Genomic DNA, 16,096 nt, shown 5'->3' on the forward strand with positions numbered 1-16,096 from the left:
GGGCAATCTCAATGCAGTACAACGACCTGACAATGGGCCACGTCGAGTTCTACGTGGCGGACATAGCTGTACCGCTGGCCGAGCTGGTGGACGGTTACGGCTTCGAGGTGCTCGGTTCCTACCGCGCCGAGAGCCACACGTCCACCGCGGTCGGCCAGGGCGACATCGTCTTCGTGCTGACCCAGCCGCACGACGACGACCACCCGGCGAGCCTTTACGTCGCGCGCCACGGTGACGGTGTCGCGAACATCGTCCTGCGCACGTCCGACGCCCGCGCCGCGTTCACCGCCGCGGTGACCTCCGGAGCTCATCCCGTTGTCGCGCCGAAGGAGTCCGTCGGCGTCGTCTCGGCCGTGATCGGCGCGTTCGGCGACGTCGTGCACACCCTGCTGCAGGCTCCCGAGAACTTCATCCCGGGCTTCGGCACGCTGCCCTCGCCCGCCCCGCGTGAGGACGGCCTGCTGGCGCTGGACCACTTCGCGGTGTGCCTGGACGCGGGAGACCTCGCCGGCGCCGTCGAGTTCTACGAGTCGGCGCTCGGTTTCTCGGCGATCTTCGAGGAACGCATCGCCGTCGGTGACCAGGCCATGAACTCCAAAGCCGTGCAGAGCGCGTCCGGCACCGTCACGTTCACGCTGATCGAGCCCGACACGTCCGCGAAGCCCGGCCAGATCGACGACTTCCTGAAGGACCACGGCGGCGCCGGCGTGCAGCACGTCGCCTTCACGTCCACGAACATCGTGCGCGCGGTCGGTCAGCTCAACCGGCGCGGCGTGCGGTTCCTCGACCCGCCCAAGACCTACTACCGCATGCTGTCCGACCGCCTGGAGCTGGTCCGTCACAAGGCCGAGGACCTGGAGCCGCTCGGAATCCTGGTCGACGCCGACCACGACGGCCACCTGTTCCAGATCTTCACCCGCTCCACCCACTCGCGCCGCACGCTGTTCTTCGAGGTGATCGAACGCCTGCACGCGCAGACCTTCGGCAGCGGCAACGTCCAGGCGCTCTACCAGGCCGTCGAGATGGAGCGCATCACCGCGCAGGAGTCGCTGTGAACCTGTTCCCCGCCCTGGAGGACTCGGCGCTGACGTCGATGAACCTCCTCAACGAGGTAGCCGAACGCCACCCGGCCGCGATCTCCTTCGCGGCCGGGCGGCCGACGGAGGAGCACTTCTCCTACGCCGACATCGGTCGCTACCTGGACGCGTACCGCACGTACCTGATGCAGGACAAGGGGTACACCGACGCGCAGGTGAACCGCGAGCTGATGCAGTACGGCCGCACCGCCGGGGTGATCAACGACCTGGTGGCGCGCAACCTGCTGGTGGACGAGGGAATCACCGCCTCCCCGTCGTCGATCGTCGTGACGGTCGGCTGCCAGGAGGCGATGTTCCTGGTACTGCGTGCTTTGCGCGCTTCTTCGTCCGACGTGGTGCTGGCGGTGTCGCCCACCTACGTCGGGCTGACCGGTGCCGCACGGCTGGTGGACATGCCGGTGCTGCCCGTGCGCTCCGGTCCGGCCGGCGTCGACCTGGAGGATTTCGTCGCACAGGTCCGGCGCGCGCGGGCGGCCGGATTGCGCCCGCGCGCCTTGTACCTGGTGCCGGAGTTCGCGAACCCGTCCGGCGTCAGCCTTTCGCTCGAGACCAGGCAGCGCTTGCTGGCGCTGGCCGAGTCCGAGGACGTCCTGCTGCTGGAGGACAACCCGTACGGCCTGTTCCAACGCGGTTTCGCCACGCGCCCGCCGACGTTGAAGGCCTTGGACACCTCTGCCCGCGTCATCTACCTGGGCTCGTTCGCGAAGACCGCGGTTCCCGGTGCGCGGGTCGGCTATGTCGTCGCGGACCAGCAGGCGGGGTCCGGTGTGCTGGCTCTTGAACTGGCCAAGCTCAAGAGCATGCTCACGGTGAACACCTCACCGATCGCCCAGGCCGTGGTCGGCGGCAAGCTGCTGGAACACGGCTGCAGCCTGGTCTCGGCCAACGTCCGCGAGGCCACCATCTACCGCCGCAACATGTCCTTGCTGCTGAACGGGCTTGCCTCGCGGTTTCCGTCGTTGTCGTGGACGGTGCCGTCCGGCGGTTTCTTCGTGGTGGTCTCGGTGGACTTCCGGGCGGACGACTCGATGCTCGCCTACTCCGCGGAACACTTCGGCGTGCTGTGGACCCCGATGCACCACTTCTACGGCGGCAACGGCGGGTACGGGCAGCTGCGGCTGTCGTGCTCGGCCGTGACCGCCGACCAGATCCCCGAAGGCCTGGACCGGTTGGCGGGCTTGGTGTCCGAGCTCAGACGAGCGGCGTGAGAGGCCGGCTGCCCAGGCCGGCCTCGAACGCGTAGATCACCGCGTGCACCCGGTTGCGGAGTTTGAGCTTGCCCAGCAGGTTCTGCACGTGGGACTTGACGGTGTGCTCGGACAGCGTGAGCGCCAGCGCGATCTCCGCGTTGCTCAGGCCGCGGGCGATCAACGACAGCACCTCGCACTCGCGCTGCGTGAGCCCGTCCTTGACCGCGACCGACATGTCGTCGCCGCCCGTGGAGCCGCTGATCATCACGTAGCCGGCCGCTGCCATGCGCACGGCCGCCACCAACTGCTCCGGGGTCGCTGACAGGGGCAACGCTCCGCAGACGCCGTCGTCCAGACGAGGTGCCTGACCTGCTCCCACCGTCAACACCTTGGTGGTGCACCGGGATTGGCGTACGGCGGTGAGGGTGGTTTCCAGCTCGGCGTCGCCTTCGCGGACTCCGTGCAGCAGCAGGACGTCCGGCCAGTGGCGGCTGATGGCGCGCTGCACGGCCGGTCCCGGCTCGCAGTCGCCGGCCACCGCGATGTCCAGGTGGGTGCTGAGCACCGCGGAGATGCCGCGCCTGGCGAGCACGTCCGGGCCTGCGACCAGCACTTTCGCCACGTCGGCCTGGGGCTCCTCGTGGCTGGGAAGGGATCGCAGGACAGGACGGTGGAACTCCAGCGGTTCGACTTCCTCGATCACCTGTCGCCTCATCCGCTCCCCCTCTGCACACCGTTGCGGCAGCGCCAACATAACGGCGGGGACGGGTCCGGCCCGGATTTCTCGAGCGGGCTTCGAGCAGTCGGCGAGCAGGGAGGAACCTCCCAGCGACGTCGGGGCACGGGGTGACGTCGCTGGGAGAGCCAGTGGGAATTACAGGGCGGGAACTACGGGGCCATGGTGAACCCGCGGCCGTTCTTGCGGCCCAGCCACCCGGCGGCGACCATCGCCTCCAGAACCGGCGAAGGCGCGTGCTCCTCGGTGCCGAACGTGTCGTACAGCCGTCGCTGGATGGCCAGCGACACGTCCAGGCCGATGGTGTCGAGCAGCTTGAAAGGCCCCATCGGGTACCCGAAGGCCTGCTCGACCCCGGCATCCACCTCGGCGACGGACACATCGCCGCGGTCGAGCAGGCCGATCGCCCGGCTGAGGTAGGGGAAGAGCAGGAAGTTGACGATGAAGCCCGCCCGGTCGTGGCAGTCGACGGACGTCTTGCCCGTCTGAGCGCAGAACGCGCGGGCGATCTCGGCGGCCTGGGCGCCGGTGCTGTCGGTCAGGGCGAGCTCGACCAGTTTCATGGCGGGTGCGGGGTTGAAGAAGTGCAGGCCCACCACCGATTCCGGCCGGGAGGTGGCCGAGGCGCAGACCGCCACGGGCAGGCTCGACGTGGTGGTGGCCAGGACCGCGCCGGGCTTGCACACCCGGTCCAGCGACCCGAAAACAGCGCGCTTCACGGCGGCGTTCTCGGCCACCGCTTCGATGACGAGATCGCAGTCGCTCACCAGTTCGACGGAGTCGACCGCCGTGAGCCGGTCGAGTGCGGCCTGTTTCGTCTCGACGCTGATCCGCCCACGACGCACGGACTTGGTCAGCGACGCCTGCACGGCGTCCAGGGCACGGGAGGCCTTCACCGGGTCACGAGCCACCAGCACGGTGTCCATGCCCGCGGCGGCCGCCACCTCGGCGATTCCGCACGCCATGGTCCCGGCGCCGACCACACCGACCCGGCGCACCTGGTGATCGACCGCGTCAACAGACGCACCCGTGTCCGCGGGGAACCGAAGGCCTGACGCGGCCAGTTCGCGGATCAGACCGGTGGGGTGGAAGGACTTGTCGCCGGTGCGGTCCATCAGGTCGATCAGCACGTCGTGTGCGGTGTCGAGGCCGATGAGGTCGAGCAGCTCCAAGGGACCGACGGGCAGCCCGCAGCCCAGGCGCATGGCCGTGTCGATGTCCGACCGGGAGGCGTACCCCTCCTCCAGCAACGCGGCTGCCCGGTTGAGGTAGCTGAACACCAGCTCACGAGCAGCGGACGCGACGCCGGCACCGAGGGAGATCGGGGAAAGCCCCAGCGACTCCACCAACGCGGAAGCGCGTGCAGCGGAAGAAGCGGACGTCATCGGGGTGAGCAGCAGCTCGGCGCCACCACCGGCGGGCGGTGGCAACGGCAGACGCAGGCCGGCCACGTGCGACGGGCGGCCGGACACCGCGGCCAGGTGCTCGACGGACGAGGTGAAGACGACCGTCACCAGCAGAGTCGACAGTGGACAGACGGCGTCCAGTCGTTGCAGCAGCGCGGCTTTCTCGTGCCGGACGTCGGGCGTCATGTCCAGCACGACGTCGGCGCGCGCCAACGCGTCCAGGTCCGAGGTCTCGATCACCTCGAACGACGACGAGGGCAACGCTTCCAGGACCCACGAGCCGGTGCTGCCCAGCACGCCGATGACTGTTCGCCGTTCCTCCATGGTGCTTCCCCCTGGTAGCTGTGTCAGCTCGCCTGCTCCGCGAAACGGGTGATCGCGGGCAGCAGGCGAGCGCGTGTCTCGTGGTCCTCGACCCCGAGACCGGGATCAGGCGCCAGGCACAGCACACCGACCTTGCCGGTGTGCTCGTTGCGGTGAACCGCGGCGGTGGCCGCGCCCGCGTCGTCCAGACCGACCACTGTGGACAGGGTCGGGTGGACGAGTCCCTTGCAGATCAGGCGGTTCGATTCCCAGGCCTCGCGGTAGTTGGCGAAGTGGGTGCCGATGATCCGCTTGAGGTTCATCCACAGGTAGCGGTTGTCGTACTCGTGCTGGTAGCCCGAGGTGGACGCGCAGGTGACGATCGTGCCGCCCTTGCGCGCCACGAAGACGGACGCGCCGAACGTCGAACGGCCGGGGTGCTCCAGGACGATGTCGGGGTCCTCGCCGCCGGTCAGCTCGCGGATCCGGGCACCGAAGCGCTTCCACTCCGCGGGGTTCTGCTGGTCGCCGTCCCAGAACTCGTAGTTCTCCTCGGCGCGGTTGATAACCAACGAGGCGCCCATGTCACGGACGAGGCGAGCCTTCTCGGCGTTCGACACGACGCAGACCGGGATCGCGCCACCGTTCAGAGCGAGCTGGGTGGCGTACGAGCCGAGACCGCCACCGGCGCCCCAGATCAGGACGACGTCGCCCTGCTTCATGCCGGCACCGTTGCGGGACACCAGCTGCCGGTACGCCGTGGAGTTCACCAGGCCCGAGCAGGCGGCCTCCTCCCACGTGAGGTGGCGCGGTTTGGGCATGAGCTGGTTGGCCTTGACGACCGCGAACTGGGCGAGGCCGCCGAAGTTCGTCTCGTAGCCCCAGATCCGCTGCTCGGGGTCGAGCATCGTGTCGGAGTGGCCGTCGGGCGACTCGAGCTCGACGGACAGGCAGTGGGCCACGACCTTGTCGCCCGGCTTCCACTTGGTGACACCGGGGCCGGTGCGCAGGACCACGCCGGAGAGGTCCGAGCCCAGCACGTGGTACGGCTGGTCGTGGCGGGCCGCCCACTCGCTGGTGCGGCCGTAGCGCTTGAGGAACTGGAACGTCGAGACGGGCTCGAACAGCGCGCTCCAGACCGTGTTGAAGTTGATCGCGCTCGCGGCGACGGCCACGAGGGCCTCGCCGGGGCCGAGTTCCGGCGTCGGCACGTCCTCGACGTGCAGCGACTTCGAGGGGTCCTTGTCACGGCTCGCCATGCCCTCGAACATCGAGACCTCGTCCTCGCGCACGAGGCAACCGCGGTAGTGGTCGGGGACGGCGAGCGCGGCGAAGTCCTCGCGGCTCGCGTCATCGGAGAGGATTGCGTCGACAATCTGCTGCACGATTCAATGGTAACGACCGAACAATTCCTGGAGGACCCCTAACAGCTGGTCAGACCCTTAAGGGGGTCGATACACAGGGGTGTCCAGCGGAATTTGCGCCGCATAGCCTTCCTGCGGACATATATCCGCGTACGGTCAGGAGGACCCTTGATGGTCGCCGACGAATCCTGCCATTGTGGCTGCGCACTCGCCACCTGGGCGGAGGGCGATATCCGGAATCCGGTCGGCATCATCGGGTGCGGCAGTCATCTGCCCCCGCGCGTGGTGTCGAACGAGGAGGTGGCCGCCGCCGCCGGGGTGACGGCGAGCTGGATCGAGGAACGCACCGGCATCCGCAGCAGACGGTTCGCGCACGAAGACCTCGCCGCGTCGGACCTCGCGGCGATCGCGTGTGAGGAGGCGCTGGAGGACGCCGGCATCAGCGCGTCCGACGTGTCGGTCATCGTCGTCGCGACGTCGACGCCCGACTCGCCGCAGCCGCCGACGGCCTGCGTGCTGCAGCACCGCATCGGCGCGCACAGGGCGGCCGCGTTCGACGTCAACGCCGTGTGCAGCGGCTTTGTCTTCGCGCTGGACGTGGCGCGGCGCATGGTCGACAGCGGCGGCTTCGCGCTCGTCGTCGGCGTCGACCTGTACTCGCGCATCATCGACCCGGCCGACCGGCGCACGGCCGTGCTGTTCGGGGACGGCGCGGGCGCGGTGGTGCTCGGACCGTCGGCCACCGGCTCGATCCACGGCGTGCGGCTGGCGAGCTTCGGCGCGCACCAGGACCTCATCCGGGTGCCCGCGGGCGGCAGCCGCATCCCGCCGTCGAAGGAGTCGCTGCTCTCGGGCGAGCACTACTTCCAGATGAACGGCAGGGCGGTCCGGGAATTCGTGAAACAAGAAGTTCCGCCCGCCGTCCAGGATTTCATCGGACATCTTCCGGTGAACGCCGCGGCGGTCAAGCACTTCATTCCGCACCAGGCGAACCAGGTCATGCTCCGCGAGCTGGTGACGGAACTCGGGCTGCCGAACGTGCGAATGCACGAAACGGTCGCCGAGTTCGGCAACACCGGTGCCGCGTCCATTCCCGTGACACTCGCTGCCGCGCGCAACGAGATCCAGCGGGGCGACGACGTCCTGCTCACCGCGTTCGGCGGGGGAATGGCGATGGGTCTCGCGCTGGTCCGCTGGTGACACAGACGAAAGCGGGCCGCCGATCCACGAGATCGGCGGCCCGCTTTCCCTTGCGGTTACGGACGAGCGGCAGGCGCGGCGGGAGCAGCGGCCGGAGCCGCCGGAGCGACCGCGGCCGGAGGCTTGCCGGGCAGCCACCGCAGCGCGACGAACGCGGCTCCGAGCGAGAACACCGCGCAGATCAGCATCGTCGCCTGCATACCGGACAGGTAGGCGTTGATCGCGTCGGCCTTCAGCCCCGCGAACGACGCCGCGTCGCCACCGGCGTGAGCGATCGCCCGCAGCGTCCCGCCGAGCGAACCCGCCGCGGCGTCACGAGAACTCTCGGGCAGAACGTCCACAGAGGACCCGATCGACGTCCGGTAGACGACACCGAGCACACTGCCGACGATCGCGACACCGAGCGCGCCCGCGACCTGGCGCACCGTGCCCGACACCGCCTGGCCGGCGCCCGCCTTCACCGGCGGCACGACGGACATCAGCGCCGCCGTGGCGGGAGCGGTGATGCAGCCCCAGCCGAGACCGTAGACGAGCTGCGCCAGCGCGAGCACCCAGATGCTCGTGTCGGCGCCGACCACGCTGAACCCGAAGAACGCCACCGCCATCGCCAGCGAACCGCCGATGACGACCGCGCGAGGACCGAACTTCATCGCGAGCTTCGGGCTGCGCGTCGACATGACCACCGTGCCGACACCCATGGGCAGCATCAGCAGACCCGCCGTGCGCGGCGAGAACCCGTGCACCGCCTGGAAGTACAGCGACGTGATGAACAGCGCGCCGATCATCGCGAAGAACGCCAGCGAGATCGCGACCGTGCCCGCGGAGAACTTGGTCTCCTTGAGCAGCTTCACGTCCAGCGCGGGAGTCGCGATCCGGCGTTCCACGACGACGAGCAGCGCGATGAGCACGACACCCGCGACGAGCGAGCCGACCACGGGCAGCGCGAGCCAGTCGTTGCGCTCACCACCGGTCACGATGCCGTACACCAGCGCGCCCACGGCGAGGATCGACAGCACCACGCCGGCCGGGTCGAACTTGGTGTTCGCGGGGTTGCGGGACTCCGGCACCAGCCACGCGATCAGCACGACGCCGATGATCACCAGCGGCACGTTGATCAGGAAGACGGAACCCCACCAGAACGACTGCAGCAGAAGGCCACCCGCGAGCGGACCGACGGCGATGGCGACACCGGCGGCACCCGCCCACGCGCCGATCGCCTTGGGACGCTCGGCCGGCGGGAACGCGTTGATCAGGATCGCCAGCGTCACGGTCGGGACGACCGCCGCGCCGACACCCATCACGGCACGCCACAGGATGAGCTCGCCGATGCCGCCGGAGTACGCGGCGAACAGCGACGCGGCACCGAAGATCACGATGCCCGCGAGCAGCGTCTTCTTGCGGCCGAACCGGTCCGCGCACACACCGCTCGTGAAGATGAACGCGGCGAACGAGATCAGGTAGGAGTCGAGCGCCCACTGCAGGCCCGCGGTGGACGCGTTGAGGTCGCGCTGAATGGTGTCCAGGGCGACGTTCAGAATGGTCAGGTCCATCACGACGACCAGACCAGTCAGTGCCAGGAGAATGAGAACGGCCTTGCGCCGTCCAGGGCTGAGTTCAGTGTTCGTCATAGCCTGTTCCTCGGCTGTTCGTGTGCTGGTCAGGTCGGTCATTCGGTCCACGGGAGGTCGTAGACGACCCCCGTGGAGAGCATGGTGGCCCGGCCTCCCGGGCTCATGCAGACGAGCGCTTCGGTGCCGTCCTCCACGGCGTGGAAGTGCCGGCTCGACCCGGCCGGCACGAGCAGCGCCTGGCCGGGACGAAGGATCGACGTCTCGCCGTCCACGGTGAAGGAGAACGCGCCTGACGTGGGCATCCACACCTGGTCGCGGTCTATCGAGTGCGGGGGCGGGGACTGCGGGGACTCCATCCGGATGCGCCACGTGCTCAAGTGCGAACTGCCCTGGCTCGGCGCCGCGAGCCCGAACATGGTGGCGATCGGGGTGGTGTGGGTACGGGCTGGGCTTTCGCTGACTATCTGCATGGACGGGCACTTCCTTCGGGTCGTTACGACAGTTAGTAAAGCGGGTTGACACAGGTGAGTCAAGCGTGTTTACTCGATCGAGTAAACCTGCCTGACACACGGAGTTGAAATGCGTCTTATCAGCGAGACCGAAGAGCGGACGACCCGGACGCCGGCCGGCCTGATGGCGGGTCTCGCCGCCCCCAGCCAGGGCAGCAACCAGATCAGCACGTGGCGTGTCGAGATGGCCGCCGACGTCGACTCGCCGCTGCACGTGATCACCGCCGACCAGATCTGGTCGATCACCGAGGGCACCTGGGAGTTCACCGTCGAGGGCGAGACGGTCAAGGCCACCGCGGGTCAGACCGTCGTGCTGGCGGCCGACGAGGCCCGGCAGTTCCGGGTCGTCAGCGGTCCGGGCGGCGCGATCGTCGCCATGCTGCCGACCGGTCAGGCCGGCGCTCCCGGCAACGACGCCCGCCAGTCCCTTCCCTGGGCTCAGTAAGTCCACTGCGGGGCCGCCGGTGAACGCTCCGGCGGCCTCTTCTTCTTCCACCGCCACGAACCGGGGGATCCCGCGATGTCCGAACAGCCCGAACTGCCCACGTTCCCGATGGAGCGCGGGAAGTGCCCGTTCGACCCGCCGCCGCAGTACGGCGAGCTGCGGGAGACCGAACCCGTGTCGCAGGCGACGCTGCGCAACGGTTCGACCGCGTGGCTGGTCACGAGCCACGAGCACGTGCGCCAGATCCTCGCCGACCCGCGCGTGAGCTCCGACCGTCAGCTGCCGGGCTGCCCGCGGCTGATCCCCGTGCCGCCGGCGATGATGAACCCGTCGATGCGCCCGCTCGTCGCGATGGACCCGCCGGAGCACACCGAGCACCGCCGGATGGTCACCGCCGAGTTCACCGTCAAGCGCATCCAGGGCATGCGTCCGCGCATCCAGGAGATCGTCGACGAGCACATCGACAAGATGCTCGCGGGCGGCGGGACGGCCGACCTGGTCGCCGCGCTCGCGCGGCCGGTGCCGTCGCTGGTGATCTGCGAGCTGCTCGGCGTTCCTTATGAGCTGCACCACGACTTCCACCGCATCAGCGAAGTGATCGTGCACGGCGACAGCACGCCGCCGATGATCGGCGCCGCGATCATGGAGCTGCGCAAGTTCCTCGGTGAGCTCATCGCCGTCAAGGAGCAGGACCCCGGTGAGGACCTGCTGAGCCGTCTCGTCGTGCGCTACCAGGAGACCGGCGAGTACGACCGCGAGCGCGTGATCAGCACCGCGCAGATCCTGCTCAACGCCGGGCACGAGACGACGACCAGCATGATCGGCCTCGGCACGCTCGCGCTGCTGGAGCACCCGGAGCAGCTCGCCGCGCTGCAGAACGACCCGTCGCTGATCCCCGGCGCCGTGGACGAACTGCTGCGCTACCTCAGCATCGCGGACATGGCGACGTTCCGGACCGCGACCGAGGACATCGAGATCGGCGGCAAGGTCATCCCCGCCGGCGAGGGCCTGATCGCACTGGGCGCCGCGGCGAACCGCGACAGCTCGGTGTTCCCCGACGCGGACACGCTGGACGTGCACCGCAACCCGCGCCAGCACGTGGCTTTCGGCTACGGCATCCACCAGTGCCTCGGGCAGAACCTCGGCCGCCTGGAGCTCGAGATCGTGTTCACCACGTTGCTGAGCAAGATCCCCGGCCTCAAGCTCGCCGCGCCGGTGGAGTCGCTGAAGTTCCGCAGCGACGGCCTGCTGTACGGCATCTACTCGTTGCCGGTGTCCTGGTGACGGAACGACTTGACGCGGGGCGGTGGACTTCCACCGCCCCGCTTCTCGATCAGGTGGCAGTGGCAGGGCTCGTGCGCTTCGAACGGGATGCGCGCGACCAGTGCCGCTGGGAGGACATGGCTTCCTCATACGCCCCCGATTCCGTGGTGCACATCAGCTGGTTCCACGGCAGCGGCGCCGAGTTCGTCGCGCGGTCGCGCGGCATCGCCGAGCGAGGCCTGACGGGACGGCATCGGCTGTGGCCCTCTTTGGTGCGGTGCAACGGAGATCGTGCGATCGCCGAGACCGACATGGCCGTGGAGCTGCGTCGTGTCGTCAGTGGCGTCGAGGTGGACAACACGGCGTACGCGCGGTTGTTGACGCGAGCACGGCGGACATCCGACGGCTGGCAGATCGTGCGGTTCGAGTCGATCTACCAGCGAGACACGCTCGTACCCGTCATTCCCGGTACAGCACCGGAAATCCGGCAGGAGGACCTGGCGAAGTACCGGTCCTCCTACCGGTTCCTGTCGTACCTGCTGGCGCTCGACGGTCAGGAGCTCGCCCAGGACCTGCCGGGAGACGACCGGCCCGAGCTCGTTCAGGCCGTGCGGGACGCGGCGCTGCAATGGCTCGCCGGCTGAGGTGCTCACAGCGCCGGAACCTTCGCGCTCGCCTCGATCGCCCTTGTTTCGATCATCTTGGCGAGATCCCTCCGGCTGCGCACGTCGAGCTTGCGGTAGATCCGCGTCAGGTGCTGCTCGACCGTGCTGACCGTGAGGTACAGCTTCGTGGCGATCTTGCGGTTGGTGTGGCCCTCGGTCACGAGCAGCGCGACCCGCTGCTCGGCGTCGGTGAGGCAGTCGAGCGGCGCCAGGCCGGCCAGGCCGGCTCCGGGAGTGGCCGGGGCGCGTCGTCGCGGAGGTTCGGAGGGCACGAGTTCTTCGGGCAGCGTCAGCAGTTCCGGTTCGACACCGCACAGCTGGGCCTGCCGATGCGCGCGATGAGCCAGCAGTTGGGCCTCACGCAGGTCGCCCGCCTCGTGGTGTGCCTTGCTCAACGCGGCCAGGGTGTGCGCGAGATCCACGCGGTCGCCGCACCCCTGCAGCACGCGCACGGACTCCCGCAGCAGGTCGAGCCGGCGTCGCCCGCTCGCCCGCACCGCCAGCAGCCGCAGTGCGACACCCCTGTCCCGCGGGCTTCCTGGCTCCGCGGGCTCGACCGCGCTGTGCAGCACCCGTTCCGCGGCTGCTTCGTCGCCGAGTTCGAGGTGCGCCTGGGCGATTCCGATCCGCCACGGCACGAGCGCCGGCACGTCCATCTTCCACGCGGCCATCAGCTCACCGCAGCGCTGGAAGTCGGCGAGAGCGCCGGCCGCGTTGCCGGTCGCGAGGTGGTACTGACCCCTGGCGCACAGGTAGTGCAGCCCGTACGTGGTGCGGAACATGCTGTCCGGCACGGGAACCGCGAGATACGTCGCCGCTTCCTCCAGCCTGCCCATCGCCGTCGTGGCCTGGACCATCGCGGCGAGCGGCACGCCGACCGCGACGCCCCAGCTCTTCGGCGCCACCAACGACAACGCGGCGTGCGCACGGCGTTGGGCGGCCACCGGATCACCGCGCCGCACGGAGATCACGGCCTTGGCGGCGGCGAACATCGCGTGCATGGTGGGGCGCTTGTGGTCCTGGGCCTGTCGCAGCAGCCGGTCGCACCAGCGTTCGGCGCTGTCGAGCCGGTCGGCGTAGATGAGCATGGCGACGGCGGACGCGGCGACAGGACTCGCGATGTCGCGCTGCGCAACGGTCTCCAGCACCCGTTCGATGAGGTCGACGGGGGCAGGAGCGCGCTCACCGGTCGCCAGCTCGGGGTAGGTGCACGAGAGCAACCAGCGCAGCGTGTCCTGTTCGTCGTCACCGCCGAGGGTGTCGATCACCTCGCCGGCCTCGTCGAGCTTGCCGTGCCACAGCAGGTAACCGATGGGGCTCAACGCGTCCATGCCCTTGATCTGGCCGTCGCGCAGCGCGTCGAGCAGGTGGGCGAGGTACTGGTGCACCGAACCGGGATCGACGTGCCACTTCGCCAGCGCGAGCGAGCTGATGAGCGTGGTGCGGTCGTCCGGCTCGGCCCGCAGGGCGTGGTGCAGGAACCGGATCGCGAGCTTGAGGTCGTTGTCCCGCAACGCTTGTGCGGCGGCCTCCTGAAGCTGGGCCGCCGCGCGGGGCACGGCGGTCGACTCGCCTTCGAGCAGGTGGCGCGCGATGTTGGACGCCGACGCGTTCGTCGTGTCGAGCAGCCGGGCGACGGCCACGTGCAACGACTTGCGCTCGTCGATCTGCATGCCGTCGATCACCGCGGACCGGATCTCGTCGTGCCGGAACCGGCCGTGGTGCACCAGACCGGCGTCGGTGAGCGTGGCGAGCACCGCGATGACGTCGGCGGCCGGGACGTCGAGCAGGTCGGCGAGCCGCTCGGCGGGCACGGCCTCGCCGACGACGGCCAGTGCGCGGGAGATGCTCGTGGCGATCGGGCCGCAGCGCGTGACGCAGGAGATCACGGCGTGGCGCAAGCCGTCGCCGTGGCGGACCGCCTCGATCAGCAACGGGTTTCCGCCCGTGCGAGAGAGCAGGTCGTCGGCGGCCTGGCGGCCCGCGAGCTCGGCGACACCCGCCGGCGTGAGGGTGCGGGTGACCAGGTGCTGGAGGTCGGTGGTCGTGGCGATCTCGGCGCGGAAAGCGGCGTAGCCGGCGGGAGTCTCGGCCGACTCGGTGAGAAGAAGCAGTACGCGCAACGACGAAAGCCTGCGAGCGAGGTACAGCAGGAAGCACAGGGAGGCGGGATCGGCGTGGTTGACGTCATCGATCTGGATCACGACGGGGCTGCACCCGGCGAGGTGGCGCACCATCGCCAGCAGGCCGTGCAGCACCTGGCGAGGCACGCCGGCGTCGCTCATCTCGGCGCTCAGCGCGCCGATCTCGAGCAGGTGGTGCAGCAGCTGGGTGCGTTCGCCGCAGAGCTCGATGCCGGTGAACAGCTGGCTCAGCACGCCGAAAGCGACGTTCTGCTCACCGCGCGAGGCGGTGGCACGCAGCAGCAAGGTGTCCGAAGAGCCCACCATCGCGCCCGCGGTCCGCAGCAGGGCCGTTTTGCCCGTTCCAGGAGGTCCGCTGATGAGCACCGTGCGGCCGTCGCTCATCAGCGATCTTGTGAATGCGTTCTCCAATTCGCCCAGTAAGTCTTCTCGCTCGACGAGGTTCATCGTGAATTAATTCCCCCCAATGCGTGCGGACGCGGCGGCTGCGTCCTTCTTCGCCCTAGGGCATTCGGCGTCGCTCCCCAGTGCCGTGCCGAATCCGAAGACTGTCAAGCGTGAGCGTAGCCACGAGGAGAGGAGGTGGTCGGGATGCTCAACCGATCACAAGTGCCGTTCTCAAGCGATCCACGTGTATCACCGTGTGTTACTGAAGATACACGCTGCGAAGCGTCTCACCACGAAGCGAGTAAAGCGCCTTGCCACAACTTGTGTCAGAATTGTCCGGTGCACCCCGACGACCCCCTTGCCCGCACCGAGCTGACCTTCGTTCTCGGCATGGCCTTCCAGCTCGTGGTGGCCGAGTTCGTCCGGCGTCTCGACGCCGAGGGCTACGCTGACCTGCGGCCCGCTCATGGAGCCGTGTTCCAGGCGTTGCGCGGTGGCGGTGCCACGAGCACGGAGCTCGCCGAACGTCTGGGCGTCACGAAACAGGCAGCCGGGCAGATGGTCGCGGATCTGGAGCAGCGCGGTTATCTCCGTCGCGTCGATCATCCGGACGGGGGACGGCGCCGGCTGGTCGTGCTGACGGGCAAGGCCGACGACCACATGGCCGTGGCCGGGCAGGTGCTCTACAAGCTGGAAAGCGAGCTGTCCGCGCGGCTCGGCGAGGAAAACCTCCTGCAGCTGCGTGCTGGATTGTCACAGCTCATCCGCGAACTCGCCGGAGCGGATCTTCCGCCATTGCGGCCCGCGTGGTGATCGAAACCCTTTAAGGGGCTTGGTCGCGCCTTTTCCAGGGGCACTCTAGGGGTGCCGCGGAACGGTGTCGCGAGGTCAGGATGTCCATGAATCGAGCACGGATTCATGGGGGAGTGACTCTTGCACACCTTGGACTGCGACAACAGCTTTCGGCTGATGGCCGTGCACGCCCATCCCGACGACGAGTCGAGCAAGGGCGCGGCCACCATGGCCAAGTACGCCGCGGACGGCGCGCAGGTGCTCGTGGTGACCTGCACCGGCGGCGAACAGGGCGACGTGCTGAACCCGGACATGCCGGAGTGCCACGACATGGGCTCCACGCGCCGGGCCGAGCTGGCGCGGGCGTGCGAACTGCTCGGTGTGCGCCACCAGATGCTCGGGTTCCGCGATTCCGGCATGGGCGAGCAGGCTCCCGGGTGCTTCGCCCGCCAGCCGCTCGACGTCGTGACAGCGCCGCTGGTGCGCGTGATGCGCGAGTTCCGGCCGCACGTGGTGCTGGCCTACGACAGCACCGGTGGCTACCCGCATCCGGATCACGTGATGTGCCACCGCGCCGCGGTCGAGGCGTTCGACGCGGCGGGTGACCCCGATCGTTTCCAGGCTCAGGGCGACGCGTGGTCGCCGAGCAAGCTCTACTTCCACGTCGGCCTGCACCCCGCGCGCCTGTCCGCGCTGCTGGACGCCGACCAGGATCGGCCGCCGTCGTGGGCCGGCGAGGTCGAGATGTTCGTCGCGCACGACCCGTGGACGGCTTTGCCCGTGACGACCCGCGTTCCGTGCGGCGAGCACTTCGTGACCAAAGAACACGCGCTGCGGGCCCACGAGAGCCAGATCGACCCGCGCGGCTTCTGGTTCGTCTTCCCGGCGGACGTGCAGCGCGCCGCGTGGCCGACCGAGGACTTCCACCTCGCCCGCACTCGGGTGCACACCGAACTTCCGGAGAACGACCTCTTCGCGGGCATCGCCGACACGGCCCCGCTGCGGCTCGTCGGCTGAAAGGGAC

General features: G+C 69.0%; 14 protein-coding genes. 8 read left to right on the forward strand and 6 right to left on the reverse strand.

The window, feature by feature from the left end; genetic code table 11:
• Nucleotides 1-11 precede the first annotated feature (11 nt).
• Both hppD and ABZ345_RS08865 read left to right on the forward strand, forming a co-directional pair.
• Complete coding sequence (gene hppD, locus ABZ345_RS08860; protein ID WP_359844508.1) at nucleotides 12-1,055, forward strand: 4-hydroxyphenylpyruvate dioxygenase; 1,044 nt, start codon at nucleotides 12-14, stop codon at nucleotides 1,053-1,055.
• Nucleotides 1,052-2,305, forward strand: a complete 1,254-nt coding sequence (locus ABZ345_RS08865; RefSeq protein ID WP_359844510.1) for a PLP-dependent aminotransferase family protein — start codon at nucleotides 1,052-1,054, stop codon at nucleotides 2,303-2,305. The genes hppD and ABZ345_RS08865 overlap by 4 nt, the downstream gene beginning before the upstream one ends.
• Here the strand turns inward: ABZ345_RS08865 and ABZ345_RS08870 are convergent.
• The 3 genes from ABZ345_RS08870 to ccrA all read right to left on the reverse strand — a co-directional run bounded on the left by ABZ345_RS08870 (nucleotide 2,289) and on the right by ccrA (nucleotide 6,117).
• Nucleotides 2,289-3,002 (reverse strand): response regulator transcription factor, encoded by a 714-nt coding sequence (locus tag ABZ345_RS08870; protein ID WP_359844512.1) that lies wholly within the window; start codon nucleotides 3,000-3,002, stop codon nucleotides 2,289-2,291. The two genes, ABZ345_RS08865 and ABZ345_RS08870, sit on opposite strands and share 17 nt — an antisense overlap.
• A gap of 173 nt (nucleotides 3,003-3,175) precedes the next feature.
• A complete protein-coding gene (locus tag ABZ345_RS08875; RefSeq protein WP_359844514.1) occupies nucleotides 3,176-4,753 on the reverse strand; it encodes a 3-hydroxyacyl-CoA dehydrogenase NAD-binding domain-containing protein in 1,578 nt (525 codons plus the stop codon).
• 23 nt (nucleotides 4,754-4,776) lie between these two features.
• Nucleotides 4,777-6,117: a crotonyl-CoA carboxylase/reductase gene (gene ccrA, locus ABZ345_RS08880; RefSeq protein WP_359844516.1), complete on the reverse strand. Its 1,341-nt coding sequence runs from the start codon at nucleotides 6,115-6,117 to the stop codon at nucleotides 4,777-4,779.
• Between the two features lie 150 nt (nucleotides 6,118-6,267).
• On the opposite strand from ccrA, the gene ABZ345_RS08885 reads away from it, so the two are divergent.
• Nucleotides 6,268-7,296: a beta-ketoacyl-ACP synthase 3 gene (locus tag ABZ345_RS08885; protein WP_359844518.1), complete on the forward strand. Its 1,029-nt coding sequence runs from the start codon at nucleotides 6,268-6,270 to the stop codon at nucleotides 7,294-7,296.
• A 56-nt stretch (nucleotides 7,297-7,352) separates the two neighbouring features.
• On the opposite strand, the gene ABZ345_RS08890 is transcribed toward ABZ345_RS08885, so the two are convergent.
• Nucleotides 7,353-8,924 (reverse strand): MFS transporter, encoded by a 1,572-nt coding sequence (locus ABZ345_RS08890; protein WP_359844520.1) that lies wholly within the window; start codon nucleotides 8,922-8,924, stop codon nucleotides 7,353-7,355.
• A 38-nt stretch (nucleotides 8,925-8,962) separates the two neighbouring features.
• Nucleotides 8,963-9,337 carry a cupin domain-containing protein gene (locus ABZ345_RS08895; protein WP_359844522.1) on the reverse strand — a complete coding sequence of 125 codons (375 nt, stop codon included), beginning with the start codon at nucleotides 9,335-9,337 and terminating at the stop codon, nucleotides 8,963-8,965.
• A gap of 109 nt (nucleotides 9,338-9,446) precedes the next feature.
• Here ABZ345_RS08895 and ABZ345_RS08900 point away from each other — a divergent pair, with 109 nt between their 5' ends.
• The 3 genes from ABZ345_RS08900 to ABZ345_RS08910 all read left to right on the forward strand — a co-directional run bounded on the left by ABZ345_RS08900 (nucleotide 9,447) and on the right by ABZ345_RS08910 (nucleotide 11,728).
• Entirely contained in the window at nucleotides 9,447-9,821 is a 375-nt protein-coding gene (locus tag ABZ345_RS08900) for a hypothetical protein (protein ID WP_359844524.1), read from the forward strand.
• 75 nt (nucleotides 9,822-9,896) lie between these two features.
• Nucleotides 9,897-11,105: a cytochrome P450 gene (locus ABZ345_RS08905; protein ID WP_359844526.1), complete on the forward strand. Its 1,209-nt coding sequence runs from the start codon at nucleotides 9,897-9,899 to the stop codon at nucleotides 11,103-11,105.
• Nucleotides 11,102-11,728: a nuclear transport factor 2 family protein gene (locus ABZ345_RS08910; protein ID WP_359844528.1), complete on the forward strand. Its 627-nt coding sequence runs from the start codon at nucleotides 11,102-11,104 to the stop codon at nucleotides 11,726-11,728. Before ABZ345_RS08905 ends, ABZ345_RS08910 begins: the two co-directional genes overlap by 4 nt.
• Nucleotides 11,729-11,733: 5 nt before the next feature.
• Here ABZ345_RS08910 and ABZ345_RS08915 read toward each other — a convergent pair whose 3' ends face one another.
• Nucleotides 11,734-14,340 (reverse strand): AAA family ATPase, encoded by a 2,607-nt coding sequence (locus ABZ345_RS08915; protein WP_359844529.1) that lies wholly within the window; start codon nucleotides 14,338-14,340, stop codon nucleotides 11,734-11,736.
• A 279-nt stretch (nucleotides 14,341-14,619) separates the two neighbouring features.
• On the opposite strand from ABZ345_RS08915, the gene ABZ345_RS08920 reads away from it, so the two are divergent.
• Both ABZ345_RS08920 and mca read left to right on the forward strand, forming a co-directional pair.
• Entirely contained in the window at nucleotides 14,620-15,093 is a 474-nt protein-coding gene (locus ABZ345_RS08920) for a MarR family transcriptional regulator (protein ID WP_359844531.1), read from the forward strand.
• A gap of 120 nt (nucleotides 15,094-15,213) precedes the next feature.
• Entirely contained in the window at nucleotides 15,214-16,089 is an 876-nt protein-coding gene (gene mca / locus ABZ345_RS08925) for a mycothiol conjugate amidase Mca (RefSeq protein ID WP_359844533.1), read from the forward strand.
• Nucleotides 16,090-16,096: the final 7 nt, after the last annotated feature.

Source organism: Lentzea sp. NPDC005914 (assembly GCF_040629405.1).
Lineage (GTDB): Bacteria > Actinomycetota > Actinomycetes > Mycobacteriales > Pseudonocardiaceae > Lentzea.

Coding starts and splice junctions, on each gene's coding strand:
- ABZ345_RS08885 (WP_359844518.1), top strand. CDS start 6,268: ATGGTCGCCGACGAATCCTGCCATTGTGGCTGCGCACTCGCCACCTGG.
- ABZ345_RS08875 (WP_359844514.1), bottom strand. CDS start 4,753: ATGGAGGAACGGCGAACAGTCATCGGCGTGCTGGGCAGCACCGGCTCG.
- ABZ345_RS08870 (WP_359844512.1), bottom strand. CDS start 3,002: ATGAGGCGACAGGTGATCGAGGAAGTCGAACCGCTGGAGTTCCACCGT.
- ABZ345_RS08900 (WP_359844524.1), top strand. CDS start 9,447: ATGCGTCTTATCAGCGAGACCGAAGAGCGGACGACCCGGACGCCGGCC.
- ABZ345_RS08895 (WP_359844522.1), bottom strand. CDS start 9,337: ATGCAGATAGTCAGCGAAAGCCCAGCCCGTACCCACACCACCCCGATC.
- hppD (WP_359844508.1), top strand. CDS start 12: ATGCAGTACAACGACCTGACAATGGGCCACGTCGAGTTCTACGTGGCG.
- ABZ345_RS08915 (WP_359844529.1), bottom strand. CDS start 14,340: ATGAACCTCGTCGAGCGAGAAGACTTACTGGGCGAATTGGAGAACGCA.
- ABZ345_RS08905 (WP_359844526.1), top strand. CDS start 9,897: ATGTCCGAACAGCCCGAACTGCCCACGTTCCCGATGGAGCGCGGGAAG.
- ABZ345_RS08890 (WP_359844520.1), bottom strand. CDS start 8,924: ATGACGAACACTGAACTCAGCCCTGGACGGCGCAAGGCCGTTCTCATT.